General features: G+C 33.1%; 14 protein-coding genes. 9 read left to right on the forward strand and 5 right to left on the reverse strand.

The annotated features are described in order from the left end of the window. Nucleotides 1-169: 169 nt before the first annotated feature. Nucleotides 170-1,327: an N-acetylmuramoyl-L-alanine amidase gene (locus EKM05_RS13050; RefSeq protein ID WP_126460009.1), complete on the reverse strand. Its 1,158-nt coding sequence runs from the start codon at nt 1,325-1,327 to the stop codon at nt 170-172. A gap of 83 nt (nt 1,328-1,410) precedes the next feature. Between EKM05_RS13050 and EKM05_RS13055 the strand changes: the two genes are divergently transcribed. Together EKM05_RS13055 and EKM05_RS13060 are read left to right on the forward strand one after the other, a co-directional pair. Further along, nucleotides 1,411-4,161, forward strand: a complete 2,751-nt coding sequence (locus EKM05_RS13055; RefSeq protein WP_126555955.1) for a putative LPS assembly protein LptD — start codon at nt 1,411-1,413, stop codon at nt 4,159-4,161. Between the two features lie 49 nt (nt 4,162-4,210). Beyond that, nucleotides 4,211-4,591, forward strand: coding sequence for a RidA family protein (locus EKM05_RS13060; protein ID WP_126460017.1), 381 nt, complete (start codon nt 4,211-4,213; stop codon nt 4,589-4,591). Between the two features lie 155 nt (nt 4,592-4,746). Here EKM05_RS13060 and EKM05_RS13065 read toward each other — a convergent pair whose 3' ends face one another. The 4 genes from EKM05_RS13065 to EKM05_RS13080 all read right to left on the reverse strand — a co-directional run bounded on the left by EKM05_RS13065 (nt 4,747) and on the right by EKM05_RS13080 (nt 12,632). Then, nucleotides 4,747-5,598 (reverse strand): N-acetylglucosamine kinase, encoded by an 852-nt coding sequence (locus EKM05_RS13065; protein WP_126460020.1) that lies wholly within the window; start codon nt 5,596-5,598, stop codon nt 4,747-4,749. 140 nt (nt 5,599-5,738) lie between these two features. After that, nucleotides 5,739-6,743 (reverse strand): type I glyceraldehyde-3-phosphate dehydrogenase, encoded by a 1,005-nt coding sequence (gap, locus tag EKM05_RS13070; protein ID WP_126460023.1) that lies wholly within the window; start codon nt 6,741-6,743, stop codon nt 5,739-5,741. A gap of 75 nt (nt 6,744-6,818) precedes the next feature. Beyond that, the gene (gene pfkA, locus EKM05_RS13075; RefSeq protein ID WP_126460027.1) at nt 6,819-7,805 is read right to left on the reverse strand and encodes a 6-phosphofructokinase; all 987 of its coding nucleotides are present in this window, start codon (nt 7,803-7,805) and stop codon (nt 6,819-6,821) included. A 384-nt stretch (nt 7,806-8,189) separates the two neighbouring features. Then, nucleotides 8,190-12,632, reverse strand: coding sequence for a translocation/assembly module TamB domain-containing protein (locus EKM05_RS13080; protein WP_126460030.1), 4,443 nt, complete (start codon nt 12,630-12,632; stop codon nt 8,190-8,192). Between the two features lie 193 nt (nt 12,633-12,825). On the opposite strand from EKM05_RS13080, the gene tsaD reads away from it, so the two are divergent. The 7 genes from tsaD (at nt 12,826) to EKM05_RS13115 (ending at nt 20,284) form a co-directional block, all read left to right on the forward strand. Then, the gene (gene tsaD, locus EKM05_RS13085) at nt 12,826-13,848 is read left to right on the forward strand and encodes a tRNA (adenosine(37)-N6)-threonylcarbamoyltransferase complex transferase subunit TsaD (protein WP_126555958.1); all 1,023 of its coding nucleotides are present in this window, start codon (nt 12,826-12,828) and stop codon (nt 13,846-13,848) included. Nucleotides 13,849-13,851: 3 nt separating this feature from the next. Beyond that, nucleotides 13,852-14,556 (forward strand): 16S rRNA (uracil(1498)-N(3))-methyltransferase, encoded by a 705-nt coding sequence (locus EKM05_RS13090; protein WP_126460036.1) that lies wholly within the window; start codon nt 13,852-13,854, stop codon nt 14,554-14,556. A gap of 76 nt (nt 14,557-14,632) precedes the next feature. Beyond that, nucleotides 14,633-15,271, forward strand: coding sequence for a DUF4159 domain-containing protein (locus EKM05_RS13095; protein WP_126460039.1), 639 nt, complete (start codon nt 14,633-14,635; stop codon nt 15,269-15,271). Nucleotides 15,272-15,780: 509 nt separating this feature from the next. Further along, nucleotides 15,781-16,728: a zinc metalloprotease gene (locus EKM05_RS13100; protein WP_126460042.1), complete on the forward strand. Its 948-nt coding sequence runs from the start codon at nt 15,781-15,783 to the stop codon at nt 16,726-16,728. 260 nt (nt 16,729-16,988) lie between these two features. After that, nucleotides 16,989-17,933 (forward strand): zinc metalloprotease, encoded by a 945-nt coding sequence (locus tag EKM05_RS13105; protein WP_126453317.1) that lies wholly within the window; start codon nt 16,989-16,991, stop codon nt 17,931-17,933. A gap of 75 nt (nt 17,934-18,008) precedes the next feature. Continuing rightward, entirely contained in the window at nt 18,009-19,100 is a 1,092-nt protein-coding gene (locus tag EKM05_RS13110) for an AI-2E family transporter (protein ID WP_126555961.1), read from the forward strand. A gap of 2 nt (nt 19,101-19,102) precedes the next feature. Continuing rightward, the gene (locus tag EKM05_RS13115) at nt 19,103-20,284 is read left to right on the forward strand and encodes a class I SAM-dependent methyltransferase (protein ID WP_126555964.1); all 1,182 of its coding nucleotides are present in this window, start codon (nt 19,103-19,105) and stop codon (nt 20,282-20,284) included. Nucleotides 20,285-20,286 lie beyond the last annotated feature (2 nt).

Genomic DNA, 20,286 nt, shown 5'->3' on the forward strand with positions numbered 1-20,286 from the left:
ACTATTGTGCAAATTTACTGAGTTTTTACCGCCGTGTCCGCATTAAAATAAATCGGTCTGAGAAAAAAAGTTCAACAAGACCAATAAAAATACTTTTAGAATTGCGAATTCGCTCGTATTATTTTCGAAATAAAACTTATTTTTTTAATCAATACTACTGTAGCACTTGTTATTTAATCGCTTCTTGAATGCTTATTTTTTCTCCATTTTTAAAAGCGATCAAAAAAGCAGTATCATATCCTTTCTCTTTTGCCTCTGTTAATTGCTTTCTTGCTTCATCGTAATCCGTTGTTTCTCCATACATATATTTGTAGACTCTATTTTCATAGGCAACAGAGATATTTTTTAATCCTTTAAAATTTCTAGGCAGGAGCGCTACTTTTTTGATACTAGCCAAAAGTTGCACTTTGAATGAGGTTTTAGTATTATCGATTGCTTTTTTAGTTTCAATAACTTGAAGGTTTGTTTTTGATTTTAAAGGCGTTGCAGTATCCTTAACTTGTTTTTCAATAATTTTTTGCGAAGGCTTTACTTCAAATGCTTCCGATTCTCCACTTCCAAAATATTCTTTTTTATAATCGATTATAGCTCCTGCAATGGCTTTGGCAATTTCGTTCTGGCCTTCTTCTGAATTTAATCTATTTCCTTCAGTCGGATTAGAAATAAACCCCATTTCTATCAATACTCGTGGCATGTAGGCTTTATGAAGCACCATAAATGGCGCTTGTTTAACTCCTCCTCCACGTATTTTTTTTCCTAAATCTGCAAAAGCATCTTCTACCTTACTGGCCAGTGAAATACTGTTGTCTAAATATTCTTCCTGCATCAAGGTCATCCCAATCATAGTTTCCGGAGAGTTTGGATCAAATCCTTCATATTTTTGTTTGTAATCTTTTTCAAGAGTGATTACAGAATTCTCTTTTTTAGCCGCTTCTAGGTTAGAGGCTATCTTACTTAAACCCATCACGTAGGTTTCTGTGCCATCGGCAGCGGTATTTCTGTTGGCATTACAATGAATTGACACAAAAATATTAGCATTAAATCTGTTAGCAATATTGGCTCTTTCAATTAAGTCAATAAAAACATCTGTTTTTCGTGTAAAATTCACATCAATTTGTGGAGTAGCTTCTAATAACTTACCAACTTTTAGAACGACAGCCAAAGCTATGTTTTTTTCTATTCGTCCTTCATATACAGCACCAAAATCATGATCTCCATGCCCCGCATCAAGTGTTACCTTAAAAACATTAGATTGACAAAAGGCTGATAGCGATATTATCGTCATCAAAAAAGTTATTGTAATTTTAATTTTATAGGTGTTGTGCATAAAGCTATAAGTTAATTTAATTAGAAGACTAAGGGTATAAATTTATTTATTTGACTATTTTTGACAAAAATTTATATGTAAGTTTGACATCTCAAAAAACAGGCCATAATTTTACAAAAATAGCATTTAAACCTTTGCATACAAACTTATTTAATATCGTTTTATTATCAATCTTCCTATCCTTAGGGTCTGGAAAATTATATTCTCAAGATATATCAAAAAAAAAGACGGCGATTTCCGTTAGTAAACAAATAGATAGTACTACTTTAGGAACTATCAAAAAGGTTCCTACTGTTGCAACTACTACAAAAGAGAAGGATTCAATACAAAAAGACAGTATAAAGCCTACCAAAGCATTCCTTGACGGAAAGGTAAAATACAAAGCCGATCAATATGCTAAAATTGATCAAAAGAAAAAGCTCATTACTTTGTATAATAACGCAGAATTGTATTATCAAGACATTGAATTGAAGTCTGGTATAATTGTAATGAATTATGAAAAAAATGAAGTTTATGCCGGTCGCATCAAAGATTCTACAGGAGCATATACACAGTTTCCAAATTTCAAACAGGGCACTAATGTTATTGAACCTGATTCTATCCGATTTAATTTTAAAACAAAAAAAGCTTTAATTTGGAACTCACGATCAGATCAAGGCGAATTTAAAATAAAAGCAACGCAGACCAAAAAAGAAAATGATTCTGTTTATTTTCTAAAAGGAGCCCGTTTTACTACTTCAAAAGATGTAGACAATCCAGAATATTATTTTCAAACCAGCAAAGTAAAATTCATCCCAGGCAAAAAAGTAGTTACGGGATTGACTAATATGGTTATTGCAAATGTTCCTACTCCAATTGCATTGCCTTTTGCTTTTTTTCCAATGAGCCAAGAAACCAGCATTTCAGGATTAATTTTACCAAGCTATAACGACTCCAACAACCGAGGGTTTTCGTTGCAAAATTTAGGGTATTATTTTGCCTTGAGTGATAATTATGATTTAACCGTATTAGGCGATTATTATACTAATGGCAGTTACGGGTTGCGTTTTGAATCCAGTTATGCCAAAAGATACAATTATAGAGGAAACTTAAACATTCGATTTGAAAACTTAATTACCAGCGAAAGAGGCTACCCTGATTACTTAAAACAAAATATTTATAACATACAATGGTCCCATTCCAAAGACTCTAAATCGAATCCTAATTCTAGTTTTTCGGCCTCTGTGAATCTTGGAAGTAGTAAATATTTTCGACAATCTATCAATCAGATAAATATTGGTTCAAATCTAAATAATACCTTAAGTTCTTCTGTGTCGTATTCAAAAACATTCACTTCAATTCCACAAGTTAGAATGTCATTGACTGCAACTCACTCGCAAAATACACAAACCGCAGAAATCAATATGACACTACCTACACTGCAACTGAGTGTGGATCGGATTTATCCTTTTGTGGGGAAAGACGGCGTAAAAAAAGGGTTTTTCAAGAACATCAATTTACAATATAATCTGAATGGCCGAAACAGCATTGTTACTACCGATTCTTTATTCTTCAAGCCACAAATGTTCCGGGATGCAAAAATTGGTTTCCAACACAGTATTCCGTTAAGCACCAATTTTAAATTATTTAAATATTTCAGTGCGTCTACATCCGTAAATTATGAAGAAATTTGGTATACCAAAACAATTGAAAGAAGTTTTGACCAAAACCAAAGCACCGTAGTCGATAAAACGGTTAATGGCTTTGATGCCTTTAGAACCTATTCCTTCTCTTCAAGTCTGGGAACCACTATTTATGGAACTTTTAACTTTGGTGAAAACAAAAAGATAAAATCAATTCGGCACGTCATGAGACCATCTGTTTCGTATGGGTATACCCCAAGTTTCGAAAAATATTATGACACCTACGCATCCGATGCAACCGGGACAATGACAAAACAATATTCCAGATTTGAAAGCGGGATTTTTGGAGCCCCAGGATTGAATAATTCGAATTCGTTAGGATTTGATTTGAGCAACACTTTTGAAGCAAAAGTTACTGATAGCGATAGTACCAAGGTTGAACCTAAAAAAATAATGCTGCTGAATAACTTAAACCTATCTACCAGCTATAATTTAGATGCAGATGGTGTCAATTCATTAGCTTTTGCGCCGATACGAGTTAGTGGTGGTACCCAACTTTTTCAAAATAAAATGAATGTCAATTTTGGCGCAACGTTAGATCCCTATGCGATTGATAACTCCGGAAACCGAATTAATGTCTTTAATATTAACAACGGCGGCAGCCTTTTTAGAATGACAAGTTCTAATATGACTTTAAATTACTCTATTTCCAGTAAAGGAAATGATAAAAAAGAAAAAGACACAAATGAACAAAGTCGAAGAAATGGGGGCCGTGGAGATGATCTGTTCGGTACCAATACGGACTTAGGAGACAACAGGAAAAGTCAGTTTGACGAAGAAGAGGAAGATGATGGAGAAGATAAAATTTCTGAGTTTTTTAATTCAAAATTACCATGGGATATGACCTTTGCCTATTCTTTGACCTATGGAAACAATAATAGAGAGAATCAAATAATTGGTAACTCGATAATGATTTCAGCTAATGCTGATATCACTCCAAAATGGAAAGCAGGAATATCAACCGGGTACGATTTTGTTCAAAAAGGAGTTACCTTTACTCAGCTTCGTTTTGAAAGAGATTTATTAAGTTGGAGAATGGATTTTAACTGGTCTCCATTTGGTGATAATGCAAACTGGGGATTCTTCATTGGAATAAAATCAGGCGTGCTCAGCGATATCAAATGGGACAAACGAAGTACTATAAATCGGTAATTAGGCCAGGAGACTTTTAAACTAAATTGAATTACATAAAATAGAACGTATGAAAAAGATAATTTTTACAGAAAATGCTCCTGCACCAATTGGCCCGTACAACCAAGCAGTCCTAAAAGGAAACACATTGTATGCATCAGGTCAAATTGCAATAAATCCGGCAACTGGAACGTTAGTTCTTGATTCAATCGAAGCCGAAACAGAACAAGTCATGCAAAATATGAAAGCAGTTCTGGAAGCCGCCGGAATGACATTTGAAAACATAGTAAAAACCACAATATTTATTATGGATATGACCGATTTCGGGAAAATAAATACGGTTTATGGTTCCTATTTTAACGAGAAAACTGCTCCGGCACGGGAAACAGTTCAAGTGGCCTGTTTGCCAAAAAATGTGAATATTGAAATCTCAATGATCGCTATTCTTTAGTGCTTTTTTTCCGCTTTCATTATTAAAACAAGAAAAACGGTTGAAACGATTTCAGAATGTCCGTTATCAATTAGTTATAAATTAAAAACCACTGTTGATTTACTTGCTCTAAAGTAAATTAACAGTGGTTTTTGATAAAAATAAACTCTGAAAAACTATTTATTTGCAATATGATATGCAATTAAACCATCAATAGGTCGTCGCAATACATTGCCTAATTGCAACTCATATTTATCAAATATTTCTTGCAGCTCTTCTTTGAGATAAAAGGCTATGGACCCCACAAAATGAACTGGAATTTCTTTGCAGTTATCGTATTGTTTTATGTAATTTTTTACAAAAGATTTCATTCCTTTGAAAATAATTTTTCTGCAGAACTCCGTTTCTTTGTGCTGAATCAGGAACTTCGCAAAAGTCGCTAAATACGCATTTGGATTGGGTTCTTTGTACAATTTGCTTTTTATAGCATCTGGATCAAGGTTGTATTCTTTCTCGAATTCAACGGCCAGTTCTTTTGGCATTTTATTAAAATAGTACTTTCTGATTAATTCTTTTCCAAAAACATTTCCGCTGCAATCATCCATGGCGATATATCCCAATGACTGTACTTTTTGATGGAGTTCTTTGCCATCAAAATAACTGCAGTTTGATCCGGTCCCCAGTATAGAAACAATTGCTTTTTCTCCCTTTGGAGTCGTTGCATAAACGGCTGCATAGGTATCTTCTTTGACATCTATAATAGCATTAGGAAAATACTTTTGAAAAACCTGAGACAGTGCAATTTTCATTCTTTCAGTACCACAACCTGCTCCATAAAAAAACAAATGGGTTGCATTTTTCTTGTTTTGCAAAATATCAAAACGATCATTTAAGCGTTCAATAATTTCATCTTCTTCAAGTACTTCAGGATTCAATCCTAAGGTTTGAGTTGTAAACAATATTTTACCATTTGTATCTATTGCAATCCAATCGGCTTTGGTAGAACCACTATCAACTATTAATCTCATTTTTTTCTGGTTTTTGGTTTTGTTGTTATATTTCCTAATACTTTCATAAAGGAAGGTATTAACAAAATATAAATGAAAAAGGGAATAAAAAATAAAGTCCCGTTACTATAAAGATAACGGGACTTTGTAAATATAATTAATTATTTTAAACCTGCAATATGTACTGATAAATCGATCAATTTGCTTGAATAACCATATTCATTATCATACCAAGATACAATTTTGAAAAAAGTAGAATTCAAACCAATCCCTGCATTAGCATCCACAATTGAAGTACGGGGATCCGAAACGAAATCTTGTGATACTACAGCATCTTCGGTATATCCTAAAACACCTTTCATAGTGGTTTCAGAAGCTGTTTTTAGAACAGCCATGATTTCTTCATAGGTTGTTTCTTTTGCTAATTTAACAGTCAAATCTACTACTGAAACATCTACAGTAGGAACACGCATAGACATCCCTGTTAGTTTTCCGTTCAATTCCGGAATCACTTTTCCTACTGCTTTTGCAGCACCTGTACTAGATGGAATCATGTTGACTAATGCTGATCTACCGCCACGGAAATCTTTTCTTGATGGTCCGTCATTTGTCATTTGAGTTGAAGTTGTTGCATGAATAGTAGTCATCAAACCTTCAACAATTCCAAAATTATCATTGATTACTTTGGCCAAAGGAGCCAAACAATTTGTAGTACAAGAAGCATTAGAAACCACTGTATCTGAAGCTAACGCTTTGTCATGATTTACACCCATTACAAACATTGGCGCATCAGCAGAAGGTGCAGAAATAATTACTTTTTTAGCACCACCGGTGATGTGTGCTTTTGCCGTTTCAATAGTAGTGAAAAAACCAGTACATTCCGCTACAACATCTACATCTACTTCATTCCATTTTAGATTTGCAGGATCTCTTTCTGCAGTAATTCTGATGTGTTTATCGTTTACAAAAAGTTTTCCGTCTTTCACTTCTACTTTTCCGGCGAAACGTCCGTGAACTGAATCGTATTTTAATAAGTAAGCTAAATGATCTACATCTAATAAATCGTTAATTGCAACTACTTCTACATTATCTCTGTTGTACGATTCTCTAAAAACTATTCTCCCTATTCTTCCAAAACCGTTTATTCCTAATTTAACTTTTGACATTTTACTTTAATTTTTGTTTATTTAAATATTAACTTGCTCTAAAGTCTAATTTCCTCACTATAAACTTTAATCCCTTTATGTAGACATTATGTCTGAAACTCTTAATAATTCTCTATCAATTTCTGTTTTGCCTTTAATGGCTTGTTCCAAAGGTGTCAATGAAACTGTATCGTTCTTTAACCCTACCATGAACTTTGACTTGCCTTCCAGCAAAGATTCAACTGCTTTTACGCCCAATCTACTGGCAAGAACCCGATCAAAACAAGAAGGGGAACCGCCACGTTGCATGTGGCCCAGAACAGAAACTCTAACATCATATTCCGGCAAATTAGCTTCTACGTAATCTTTTAATTCAAATACGTTTTTGCCTATTTTATCTCCTTCTGCTATTACAACAATGCTGGATGATTTACCAGAAGCCTTGCTTTTTTGCAGGGATTCTAATAATCGCTCTAATCCTAAATCTTCTTCGGGAATCAGAATTTCTTCGGCACCGGCACCAATACCGGCATTCAAAGCGATGTGACCGGCATCTCTACCCATCACTTCTACAAAGAATAAACGATTGTGTGAACTTGCGGTATCTCTAATTTTATCAATGACATCCACAACGGTATTCAAAGCGGTATCATATCCTAAAGTATGGGTGGTCCCAAAAATATCGTTATCAATAGTTCCCGGAATTCCCATTACTGGAAAATCAAATTCATTATTGAACAACAAACCACCGGTAAAAGTACCGTCGCCCCCTATTACTACTAGAGCATCTATTCCTGCTTTAATCAGGTTATCGTGTGCTTTTTTTCTTCCTTCTGGAGTTTTAAATTCTAAAGAACGTGCTGACTTCAAAATTGTCCCTCCTTTATTAACAATGTTGTTTACGCTACGAGGTCCCATTTCTTTGAAGTCGCCTTCAATCATTCCCTGATATCCTCTGTATATTCCTATACATTCAATAGCATGATACGCACATGTCCGAACAACGGATCTAATTGCTGCATTCATACCTGGTGAGTCTCCTCCCGAAGTAAGAACACCAACTTTTTTTATTGTTTTTGGCATTATTTAAGTATTAAAGTGTAAAACTAGCAAACATTCAGCACTTACAGAGCCGTGTTTTTTATAAATTAGTTAAGCAACCAAAATTCAAACGTTTTCGTTAATAAGTTTTCGAAAAATCAAAATAAAACGAATTTTATTTAACAAAATAAAAAAATAATGAATTTTTATTTGATAATTAACAATTTAAGCGTTTTTATGATTGTTTTATGACAATGATCCATTACGTATTTACAAATGAGGAATTAAAAAAAAACGTCCTTGTGGTAAGTCTGAAATTCTTTTAATTGGTACTGAAGCAGATATTGTTAATCTCCTATCCTGATCCTGATTCTCATTCTCATTTGTATGAATTCTTGGTTCTGATTCCTCCTGTTTACAAAAAAATTAGTTTTCCTCCGGGACTAAACCTTCTTGATTATTTTTGGTTTTTTCTGTTTTGGGTTTTTTAGATTTCATAAAATTAATATAATCCGGAGATAAGTCAGAATCTTGATCTTCAGCGGCGGGCACTGTCACTCTGTCTATTTTTAGATTCGTAAAAATTTTATTGACTAACTCTTTGAAAGTATCAAAATCTACTTCGTAAGAAACTCCTAAACCTTGGGTATAACCAATCCCTTGCCCAATATAATTGATATCATTTTCTTTATTAAACAATCGTAAATTAAGTGTTCCATCTTCATTAACCCTATATAGCACTTCAACATCTCCTACGATAGCGGATTCATTAATCCCACCAAAAGGAACTCCTAGTTTTCCATTGATCGTTATTCTTTCGTTTATTTTGGATGAAATTGTTGCAACAAACCGTCCATCTGTTTCTCTTCCTATTCTTCTGTCGGCTCCAATGAAATTCAGACCCACTTTGAATTTTTCATCGTCAGATTGTATTATTCCTCCTAAAAGACTAGAGGCGGTCTCAAACAAACTTCCTGAAAAATCAGATTGACTTACTCCTTCCGGACTTAAAAATCCACCGGAAGATAATAAATACAATGCTTGAGTTTGTCTCACGTCCTTATCATTTAACTTATATTGGATTTCTGATTTTAACACCGTGCTTACTGTTGGAAATTCAATATTAAAATCGGGTTCCGGACTAGTCAAATCGCCTCTAATTCCTATAACTACTTCCACGGGGACTTTCGTATTAAAAGAAGCATTTTCTAACAAAATTGCAGGATTTGCAGTAGTTTTGTATACTGCTTCAAGATTTAACTGTGCGCGCATCGGATTCCCTTCCCAGGAAATTGACCCTCCTTTTTTGACCTCAAACTTCTTGTCTATCAGTCCTCCATATTTAAAATTATAAGTCCCTTCATACGCTTGAAAATCACCCCACATATTGAATTTCCCCGTCGTGTTTATTTTAAACAACAAAGAGCCAAAACCTTTCCCCTTCATTCCGTGACCTGTGTTTCGGTCTAGAATTACCTCTACTTCGGCATCCGGTGTAATATCAAAATCAAACTCCAATTCAAGGCCATTATAATTCCGGGTATTTTCTACAATACCGTTCCTTACATTGTATTTTTCTTTAGCAGTCAGGAAATGAAGAAAAATATTATCACTTACACTTTCGGCATTATTAATAGGAATTTTTATGGCTGTTCCTTTCTCTGATTTTGCAGCTACTTTTATAAACAATGAATTAGTTGGTCCTTTTATAGTGGCAACTCCATCTATAAATGCAGTACCATAATAAGCTGAATCTTCAGTATCCTTAGTATCTAATGCTAGAAGCCTTTTTGAATTAACGGTTAAATCTAATTTCCAATCCGAAAAATTAGTATGCCCAATACTTCCGTTTAACTTCCCTACAGTGCCAAATTTTGTGTCTGTCAAGGTATTGTTTCTAAACAAGAATCGGTCATCGGTCAGGTCTATAATTGTGTTATCACTTAAACCGTAATCCACATTCAGGTAGGGTATGGTTATTCCTGCTTGGTCAAGGTACAGCCTGCCATTTATACTAGGTTTCTTAAGATTTCCTTCTATGGTAGCATTACCGGCTATTGAACCTCGTATATTAGACAATACTTCACCACCCAAAGAGTTCAAGGTTGCGATATTAAATTTATCAAATTTTAGCCTCAAATCAAGAATGGTTTCTTTATTGACAATTTCAAAACTACCATCCGCATTAAATGATTCAAAATTTTTGTTCTCTAAATTAGAATTTATGGTAAACTTGCTAAGATTTTCATCACCTTCAATTTCAAAATTTAAAGTTCCTAAATCTATTTTATTTAAATTCAAATTATCAATAACTATAGAAGATGTAGGCTGAAAAACATCTTTATTTTGCTTGAAATTTACTTTTCCATTTATATTTCCATGTGCAATAAATTTATCATTAGCAGGCGTGATTTTGTTTAGATCCACATCTTTAAAACTCAGTTGTAAATCCTTAATTGTAGTATCTTTAAAAAGGCCCACCAAAGAAATTTCCTGTTCTTCATGTGACAACACAATGTTATCAATATTGAAATTTTGAAATGATTTATCAAAAACAACTTTATTATCAGTTGCTTCTTTTTCGTTCAAAAACCACAAATAATCTTTGAATTTCACCTCTGATTTACTAATTCCAACTACATTATTGTTATCCTGATTAATAGTATGGTATAAATTCAGATTAAAATAATCTTCTGCTTTTGGTCCCCCTTTAAACTCCGAACGAAAATACAGTGTGTCTTTCATTGTGACATTTATCAGACTAAAATCACGTATTTTATAGTATTTTGTTTTTATACTGTCCAGTTCTATGTAGGCATTATAAAGCGGATTTTTATTGTCTACAGAAACTCTTATATTATCAAGTATATTGTTTGAAGCTATAATTTGAGGCGAATTAAAATTGAGTTTAAATTCCTGATTATCGGAGTTTATATTTCCTTTAATAATGGTGTTGGGTGCAATAGAAATATCAGGGTAAAATATTTCAATTATTTTATTATATATAGAGAAATTAAACTTAAGAAACTGTCCTTTCTTTACCTTGTTGGGTTTAAAATTCGTGTACAGGCTTCCCAAAGAATTCTTTACCAGGTTTTCCAATTGGTTAAATTCATATTTACCCACAATTTCACCCTGAACAATATCTGGTGAATTTACAGTCATGGTTCTTACTCTATTTTCATCAAAAGTTGAATTTATGGTAAAATCATCAAAATTATACGTGTCTTTTGCATTTTGATAGGAGGTTTCGTTGATATACACATTTCCTTGAAAATTTTCTACAGTATTTCCTGACGCCTGAACTACCACATCGCCTCTAAATACAGCAATAGAATCCTTAATTAACTTTAATTTATTCAAATCTGCGTTTTCAACATTAATGTGAAAATCGTATCTATTGTCTTTTTTGCTTAAATCCAATAAACCTTCAAAATTCATACTTAAATTAGGATCTTTTATGGCAATTTGCCCTCTGTAATTCGGATTTTTAAGGACTCCATTGACATCAATATTCGTGTAATTGTATTTTTTATACTCTATTTGGCTAATGCTCCCTTTGATAGCTGTGTCCAGGTATTTTTCTTTGAATCCTTTACCATCGATATCCATATTCAAACTTACCTTTCCTAGTTCTTTTTGATCCAATAAAGTTCCAATATCAAAATTTTCTAAAATAACGTTCCCAATATAAGAAGCCTTATCAATAACATTTATATTTTTTATTTCTAAATTAGAGATTACTTTACCTAACGCCGTTATCATAGAAAAATCAGCTTTGACAACAGTTGTAGAAACATTTGAAACTCCGGAAGCTGAAAATCGTCCTAATTTTTTTAGAGAACTGGGTAATTTATTTCCAAGAATATTAGGTAATATAACTATCAAATTATCATAGCTAGAGGTTAATTTGTCAAATCTGGCATACATCGAAAATTTCTGCCCTTTTTTAGCAAACAAGTTTTTAAAATTAATAGCACCGTTGATCTGTGTTTTCCGATCATCAACTAATTTTAAATTTTTGAATTTCAAATCATTAAGCGTTCCTTTAATAGATGCTTTGATATAAAAATGTTGATTTTTCCCTATTTCTTTATAAAAGTAACGAATATCATTTGAAGCAATTGAGGCAGCATCCAGTTTAATATCAAAGAGTACTTTATCGGTAAAATTAGAAAAATATTCAATTTTATAATTTAACAATACAGTCCCTTTTAAGGTGGATTCTTTGGTCAACAAATTCAGATTTTCTAGTTTTAAGTTTTTTCTGGAATAACTGAATTTTGAGTTTAAATTTTTAACATACAAACCCCGAAAATCTAAAAATGACATTTTATCAATCATAGTCGTTACATCCTGACCGTAAATTTTAAAATTCGTTACGGAAGCATTCAGTTTAGTAAAATCCAGGTCTTTTGGAATTTCACGATTTAGATCTGTCAAAATAAAATGACTATCGTAAATTTTTAATTCCTTTACGGTGAGCAGAAACTTTTTTGTTGATGGTCTTCCGGTTTCAAAAGCGGCTATAAATTTATCGAGATTAGACTCTTTTTCATTTTTGTACGTTTTTAAATTAAATACTAAACCACTCAACCGCAAATCACCAAAAATCAGATCACCGTCCAGCAATTTTTTACCTTCTAAAATAGTCGTTGCAATTCTATCCGAATAAATTAAAGTGTCTTTGTGGTGATCCAGAATCAATACTTTTTTGAATTTTACACCTCCAAAAACAGATATAACAACTCCGTCAATAGCAATATTAGTTCCAAAGTCTTTATTGAGACTTCGGGTGAAATACTGTGCTATTTTAGTTTGAACAAATGGTAGGGTAAGAGCAATACCAAGTACAAGTAAAAGTAGGATTAGTCCAAGTAGAGACCGAAATACTATTTTTTTTATTTTTTTGATACCTACTATATATTTAAATTTTCTAAAATTTCATTTTACCTCTGGAAACTCCTGTGCCTTAAATAAAAATTCTTTAATTTTGGCCTTTACAAAATTGTTGTTTTTTGTAAACTAATCATCAAATGTAACTCCAAATTTATGCCTTTTTATGCAAAATCCCGAGGTTTTTATTCTTGCCATTGAAAGTTCTTGTGATGATACTGCAGCGGCCATTTTACACAACGATAAAGTATTGTCAAATGTTGTTGCTAATCAGCTAATTCATAATCAATATGGTGGCGTAGTTCCTGAGCTCGCCTCACGTGCACACCAACAAAACATAGTTCCGGTAGTCGATGCGGCGCTTCGAAAGGCAAATATACAAAAAGAACAGTTATCTGCAATTGCATTTACACAAGGTCCGGGACTCATGGGTTCGCTACTGGTAGGGAGTTCGTTTGCAAAATCACTTGCCCTGGCCTTACAAATTCCTTTGATTGCTGTAAATCACATGCAAGCTCATGTCCTGGCACATTATATAGAGGAAGAGGGCTATGAAAAACCCACTTTCCCGTTCTTGGCCTTAACTATAAGCGGTGGACATACACAAATCATCAAAGTAGATCATTTTTTTGACATGACCGTAATTGGTCAAACCACTGATGACGCAGTTGGAGAAGCTTTTGACAAAAGCGCTAAAATTTTAGGACTTCCCTACCCTGGTGGCCCCTTAATTGATAAATATGCGCAATTAGGAAACCCAAAAGCATTTGTGTTTACAAAACCTAAAGTTCCAGGATTAAATTTTAGCTTCTCCGGTTTGAAAACTGCTATTTTATATTTTATTCAAAAGAAAAAATTAGAAAATCCAAACTTTGTTGCTGAGAATCTAAATGATATTTGCGCATCAATCCAACATACTATTATTGAAATTTTAATGGACAAATTAAAATTAGCCGTAAAAGAAACCGGGATCAAACAAATAGCCATCGGCGGAGGCGTTTCTGCTAATTCCGGAATCCGAAATACATTAAAGGAAACAGAAAACATATATGGTTGGAAAACCTTTATTCCTAAATTTGAATACACTACTGATAATGCTGCAATGATAGGAATTGTAGGATATCAAAAATTTTTAACCCAAACATTTGAAACTTCATCTGTTGTTTCTAAAGCAAGAATACAATTATAAATTATGCAATTATTCTTTAACCCTACTATTACAGAATCCACGACAATTTTTTCTTTTGATAAAGAAGAAAGCAAACACATTATCAAAGTATTACGCAAGAAAGATACCGATATATTATTTGTAACCAATGGCTCAGGCTACTTATTTAAAACAGAAATAACACTGGCATCCGACAGTAAATGCACCGTTAAAATCCTTTCGTTCGAAAAAGCCCCAGTTGCAAAATTTCACATACATCTGGCTGTAGCGCCAACTAAAATGAATGACCGTTACGAATGGTTTTTGGAAAAAGCAACCGAAATAGGCATTCACGAAATCACACCTATTATTTGTGATCACTCAGAGCGAAAAGTTATCAATAATGAACGATTTGATAAAATTTTATTAGCTGCCATGAAGCAATCTAACGAATTATACCTGCCGAAATTAAATCAGGCCATATTGATGAAAGATTTTTTAAAACACAACTATGAAGGCCTTAAATTAATTGCCCATTGTGAGGAAACGGATAAAAAATCATTGAAATCCGTTTTGAAACCAAATGAAAATGTGACCCTACTAATAGGCCCTGAAGGTGATTTTTCAGAAAAAGAAATTGCATTGGCAATTGACAACAAGTACATTCCGGTTTCATTAGGAAATACAAGGCTACGAACAGAAACGGCAGCAATAGTGGCTTGTCACAGCATACACTTTGTCAATGAATAATAATAAAACGTGTTTGGATTGCTGAACAATCAAAAAAAACAATGCACAAAATGGGTGCAAATAATAGAAATTGGCTATGAAAAAAATATTTTATTTACTCTTATTATTTTCGGTCGTTTCATTTTCGCAGGAAATTGCATTGTTAAAATACAGTGGTGGTGGCGATTGGTATGCAAACCCAACATCATTACCCAATTTGATAAAATACTGCAATGCAACTATAAATACCCAAATAAAAACAAAGCCAGCCACGGTTGAGCCTGCTAGTCCTGATTTATTTTCATACCCTTATGTGCATATGACCGGCCATGGAAATGTAGTTTTTAGTGCTGCTGATAGCAACAACCTTAAAAATTATTTGCTGGCTGGAGGATTTCTTCATATTGATGATAATTATGGAATGGACCAATACATCCGAAAAGAAATCAAAAAAATATTTCCAAATAATAGTCTAGTGGAAATTCCAGCGAGTCATGCCATTTTTCAAAAACCATTCTCGTTCCCAAACGGATTACCCAAAATACACGAACATGACGGTAAACGACCCCAAGCTTTTGGACTTTTTATAAAAAATAAATTAATACTGCTTTATACCTATGAATGCGATTTAGGAGATGGATGGGAAGATCCAGAAGTCAATAATGATCCAGCAGCGATTCGAGAAAAAGCATTAAAAATGGGGGCAAATATTATCAATTATATTTTTAATAATTAACACTGCTTACCAATAATTTATTTTGAGTAACAATCATCGTATAATGTCGTGTTTTACAATTAGACAACAAGAAGTAACAAATCGATTTTAAGATACTATTTTTACATTTTTTTTGACTTTATGACTTTTGAACTTTCGAGTTCTGTAGCGCTATAATTCTTAATATCCTTCTTTGAAAGATGCCATCGCTAACAATCAAATAAAAAATACAGATTAGTATTAATTGTGAAAATAAATAGTTTGAAAAATCCACCATTACTTTCTTTTTTCAGAGGTAAAATTAGCATTAAAGAATCATTTAATAAGAATAATATTAATTACAATCTCCCTAAATATATTTTATTAAGACCAGAGGTAAATCAAGAACACGACAGCAGAAAGAGGCTACTAAAAAGTCATAATTGATATTTATTTCATGAAAAAATAGATATTTATTTTTTTTCATGAAATAATTGTTATAAAATTGTTAAATCATTAACCAAATCTATTAATTTATAACAAACTCGATTATGAAAAATTTTTTTTTACCCGTTGCTGCTCTTTTAATGCTTTTCTCTTGTCAAAATGATACAGCAGAAACAACTTCGGAAGCAAGCGCTGTATCTCAACGCGGTTGTGCCACTCAAGAAGTTCTTGCTGCACAAATGAAAGCTGATCCATCATTAGCCTTGAGAATGAATAAAATTGAAGCATTTACTGAAAAAGCAATGTTAGCCGGTCGATTAGTTAACGGTAAAGTAGAAATTCCTGTAGTTGTAAACGTTTTATACAGAACTGCGGCAGAAAACATAACTGATGCTCAAATTCAATCTCAAATAGATGTATTAAACGAAGATTTTAATGCTACTAATTCAGATTTCAGCAGTACTCCCGCTTTATTCTCTGGAGTTGCAGCAAATGTTGGTATTACTTTCGTTTTAGAAACAATAAATAGAAAATCTACTACTAAAACTTCATGGGGCACAAGAGATGCTATGAAAAAAACAAAACAAGGCGGTTTAGACCCTACTTCACCAACAACATCACTTAATATATGGGCTTGTACTATTGGTGGCGGTATCTTAGGTTATGCGCAATTTCCTGGCGGATCAACGGCTACTGATGGTGTTGTAGTTGATTCAAAATATTTTGGATTATCTGGATCAGGGGCTTATCCTTATAACTTAGGAAGAACAGCAACTCACGAAGTAGGACACTGGATGAATTTACGTCATATCTGGGGTGATGCAACTTGTGGAAGTGATTTAGTTTCTGACACACCTACACACAATACTGCTAATTATGGCGTTCCTGCTTATCCTCATTACAGTACATGCTCTGGAACTCCTGTAGAAATGACTATGAATTACATGGATTACACAGATGATAGGGGTATGTATATGTTCTCTAATGGCCAAAAATCAAGAATGGCTGCAATTTTTGTTGCAGGCGGAGCAAGAGCAGGTTTTGGAGTATAATTCCTAAATAAATTTATAAAATAAGCGACCTAAAAAGTCGCCTATTTTATTTATAAGCATTACGTGTTTATATTTCTTCATTACGATAAGTAACCTATTAACAGCATAAATTTTATTTAAATAGTCTTTACTGTTCTTATCCAAAAAGCAAGATTTAAATTATTTTATAAATAAGTAATCATAAAATTTTTTTTTAAATAAAAATTGTTATAAAATTGTGATATAACAAACCAAATCTATTAATTTATAACAAATTCATTATGAAAAAAATTCTTTTATCTGCTGTAGCATTATTAATGCTTTTTTCTTGTCAAAATGACACAACAGAAATTACTCCATCAGCTGATGCAGTTACAAAACGTGGTTGCGCATCTCAAGAGGTGTTAGCTGCCCAAATGAAAGCTGATCCGTCATTAGTTTTGCGAATGAATAAAATTGAAGCTTTTACTGACAAAGCAATGTTATCTGGTCGCTTAGTTAACGGTAAAGTAGAAATCCCAGTGGTCGTAAACGTTTTATACAGAACTACAGCTGAAAATATTTCGCTGGCACAAATCCAATCCCAAATTGACGTATTGAATAAAGATTTTAATGCTGCAAATTCTGATTATAATTCAGTTCCCGCAGCATTTTCAGGAGTAAAAGCAAATGTTGGAATTACATTCGTCTTACAAAGTGTAAAGAGAAGATCTACTACTATAACATCTTGGTCTACAGATGATTCTATGAAAAAATCAACAAATGGAATCGTTCCAACTACACCAACAACTGTATTAAACATGTGGTCTTGTAATCTTGGTGGCGGTATTCTAGGCTACGCACAATTTCCTGGAGGTGCATCGTCTACCGATGGAGTAGTAATGGATAACAATGCATTCGGTACTACCGGGACAGTAACAGCGCCATTTAATCTAGGAAGAACAGCAACTCACGAAGTAGGACACTGGATGAATTTACGTCACATTTGGGGTGATGCTACTTGTGGAAGCGATTTAGTTTCTGACACGCCTACGCACAATACTGCTAATTATGGTGTTCCTACCTACCCTCATTACAGTACATGCTCTGGTACTCCTGTAGAAATGACTATGAATTACATGGATTATACAGATGATAGAGGTATGTACATGTTCTCTAACGGCCAAAAATCAAGAATGGATGCAATTTTTGTTTCTGGTGGAGCAAGAGCGAGTTTCGGAATATAATTTTTAGTTTTTTAGAATTTAAAACTCGCTACTTGTTAGCGAGTTTTTTTTATCTTTAGCCCTTAATATAAAGATATGATTACGTCAAAAACCATTTCTAGCGGCATTATCCGTGCGCTACTTACCTTAGTGCTAGGTGCTTTAGTGCTGTTCTTTTTCTACCAAATTCAATCGGTGATAATTTATCTTGTAGTATCCTTTATATTCACAATGATTGGAAATCCTATTTTAGATTTTTTTAAACGGAGATTAAAATTTAATCATCTCTTTGCTACTATTACCACTTTATTTATTTTTATACTGATTATATTTGGTTTCATAATGATGTTTATTCCTTTGATTTTATCCCAAGGACAAAATTTATCACTGCTCAACACAGCAGAAATTGAAAAAAATATAATTGAGTTAGCCAATCAGATCAGTGTGTTTTTGGAAAGTCATCAAATTGATTCCTCACAAATACTTAAGGAAGCCAACATTTCCTCTAAAATAAATTTTAATATCATTCCAAATTTTCTAAATGCTATTTTGGGAACAATCAGTAGTTTTGTTGTGGGACTGGCTTCGGTACTGTTTATTACTTTTTTCTTTTTAAAAGACCGATTAATGTTTCTTTTAGGAGTAAAAAAATTAATTCCCAATAGCCACGAATTTCAAATTTTAAATTCACTGGAAAAGATCAACCATTTACTATCCCGTTATTTTATTGGATTATTGCTTCAATTATTTATTGTGTTCCTTTTATACCTGATAGTCTTAGTCGTTTTTGGTATTCCTGATGCAATTGTTATTGCTTTTTTATGTGCTGTATTAAATATTATCCCCTACATAGGTCCATTAATTGCATCGGTGTTAGCCGCAATTTTGACTATGATCAGCAATTTAGGCGGTGACTTCCAATCCGATATTTTACCAACGACAATTTACGTTCTTATTGGTTTTTGGATCGTTCAGATTATTGACAACAATTTATCCCAACCTATTATTTTTTCAAAAAGTGTCAGTTCACATCCCTTAGAAATATTTCTGGTTATCTTAATTGCCGGTTTTCTTTTTGGAATATTGGGAATGATTGTAGCCGTTCCATTGTATACAATAATTAAGGTGATAGGGAAAGAATTTTTTCCGGAAAATAAGATCATTCAATCATTAACTAAAGACCTTTAATTTTGGATTTAATGATTTTAAATCCTGAAGTACAAGTATTTATCAATGCTAACATTGGTACACACGTAGCAACATTAGCATTACAAAAAAATCCCTTTCCTAATGTGGATTGGATCACCATTTTGAACCAAATAGACGCTAAGACAAAAGCAAAAGATAAATTGCCACATTGGTTCTTGTCCCAAAACATCATTTATCCAAGCAAACTTTCAGTAGAACAAACGTCTTCTGAAAAAACAGCTTCTTATAAAGCTTCTATTGTTACTGGTGATCACTTAATCGATTTGACTGGAGGTTTTGGTGTGGATGATTTTTATTTTGCACAAAAAATAAAAGAAGTGGTTCATTGCGAAATTAATCCCGATTTATCTCAACTTGTAAAACACAATTTTGAGCAATTACGTGTTCCTAATATTACTTGTTATACCGGGGATAGTCTGGCAACCTTAACCACTTTAAAAACAAACTGGGACTGGATTTATATTGATCCTTCCAGAAGAAATGATACCAAAGGAAAGGTATTCATGCTTAAAGATTGTTTGCCAAATGTTCCTGAAAATCTAACTTTTTATTTTAAAAATACAAATGCTATTCTCATAAAAACGGCTCCTATTCTTGATATTACTGCCGGACTAACGGAATTACAACACGTGAAACAAATTCATATTATAGCCGTTGAGAACGAAGTTAAGGAATTGTTATGGGAACTTCATGCAGCTTATTCCGGACCAATACGCATTAAAACTGTCAATATCCTCAAGGATAAAAATGAAACTTTTGATTTTATTTGGAATGAAGATGCTAGTTTTTCAAATTTCAGCTTACCTCAAACCTATTTATACGAACCCAATAGTGCTATTATGAAATCAGGTGGATTTGATGAAGTGGGATCCTTTTACAAAGTCAATAAACTACACAAGCATTCTCACTTATACACTTCTATTGACTTAATTCCCTTTCCGGGTCGTGTTTTTGAAATTCAAAATACATTTTCCTATAACAAAACAGCGATGAAAAATTTTTTAGAAAACAGTAAAGCCAATATCACAACTCGGAATTTTCCGGACAGTGTAGAAAGTATTCGGAAAAAATGGAAAATAAAAGACGGAGGAAATATATATAGTTTTTTTACAACTGATGAAAATAACCATAAAATAGTTTTAATTTGCACCAAAATATCATAAAA

This window comes from Flavobacterium sp. GSP27, assembly GCF_003970395.1.
GTDB lineage: Bacteria > Bacteroidota > Bacteroidia > Flavobacteriales > Flavobacteriaceae > Flavobacterium.

Excerpts from the sequence above, each read along its gene's own strand:
- EKM05_RS13065 (WP_126460020.1), bottom strand. The coding sequence starts at position 5,598 with ATGAGATTAATAGTTGATAGTGGTTCTACCAAAGCCGATTGGATTGCA.
- EKM05_RS13095 (WP_126460039.1), top strand. The coding sequence starts at position 14,633 with ATGAAAAAAATATTTTATTTACTCTTATTATTTTCGGTCGTTTCATTT.
- EKM05_RS13060 (WP_126460017.1), top strand. The coding sequence starts at position 4,211 with ATGAAAAAGATAATTTTTACAGAAAATGCTCCTGCACCAATTGGCCCG.
- pfkA (WP_126460027.1), bottom strand. The coding sequence starts at position 7,805 with ATGCCAAAAACAATAAAAAAAGTTGGTGTTCTTACTTCGGGAGGAGAC.
- EKM05_RS13090 (WP_126460036.1), top strand. The coding sequence starts at position 13,852 with ATGCAATTATTCTTTAACCCTACTATTACAGAATCCACGACAATTTTT.
- EKM05_RS13110 (WP_126555961.1), top strand. The coding sequence starts at position 18,009 with ATGATTACGTCAAAAACCATTTCTAGCGGCATTATCCGTGCGCTACTT.
- EKM05_RS13050 (WP_126460009.1), bottom strand. The coding sequence starts at position 1,327 with ATGCACAACACCTATAAAATTAAAATTACAATAACTTTTTTGATGACG.
- EKM05_RS13100 (WP_126460042.1), top strand. The coding sequence starts at position 15,781 with ATGAAAAATTTTTTTTTACCCGTTGCTGCTCTTTTAATGCTTTTCTCT.
- tsaD (WP_126555958.1), top strand. The coding sequence starts at position 12,826 with ATGCAAAATCCCGAGGTTTTTATTCTTGCCATTGAAAGTTCTTGTGAT.
- EKM05_RS13105 (WP_126453317.1), top strand. The coding sequence starts at position 16,989 with ATGAAAAAAATTCTTTTATCTGCTGTAGCATTATTAATGCTTTTTTCT.
- gap (WP_126460023.1), bottom strand. The coding sequence starts at position 6,743 with ATGTCAAAAGTTAAATTAGGAATAAACGGTTTTGGAAGAATAGGGAGA.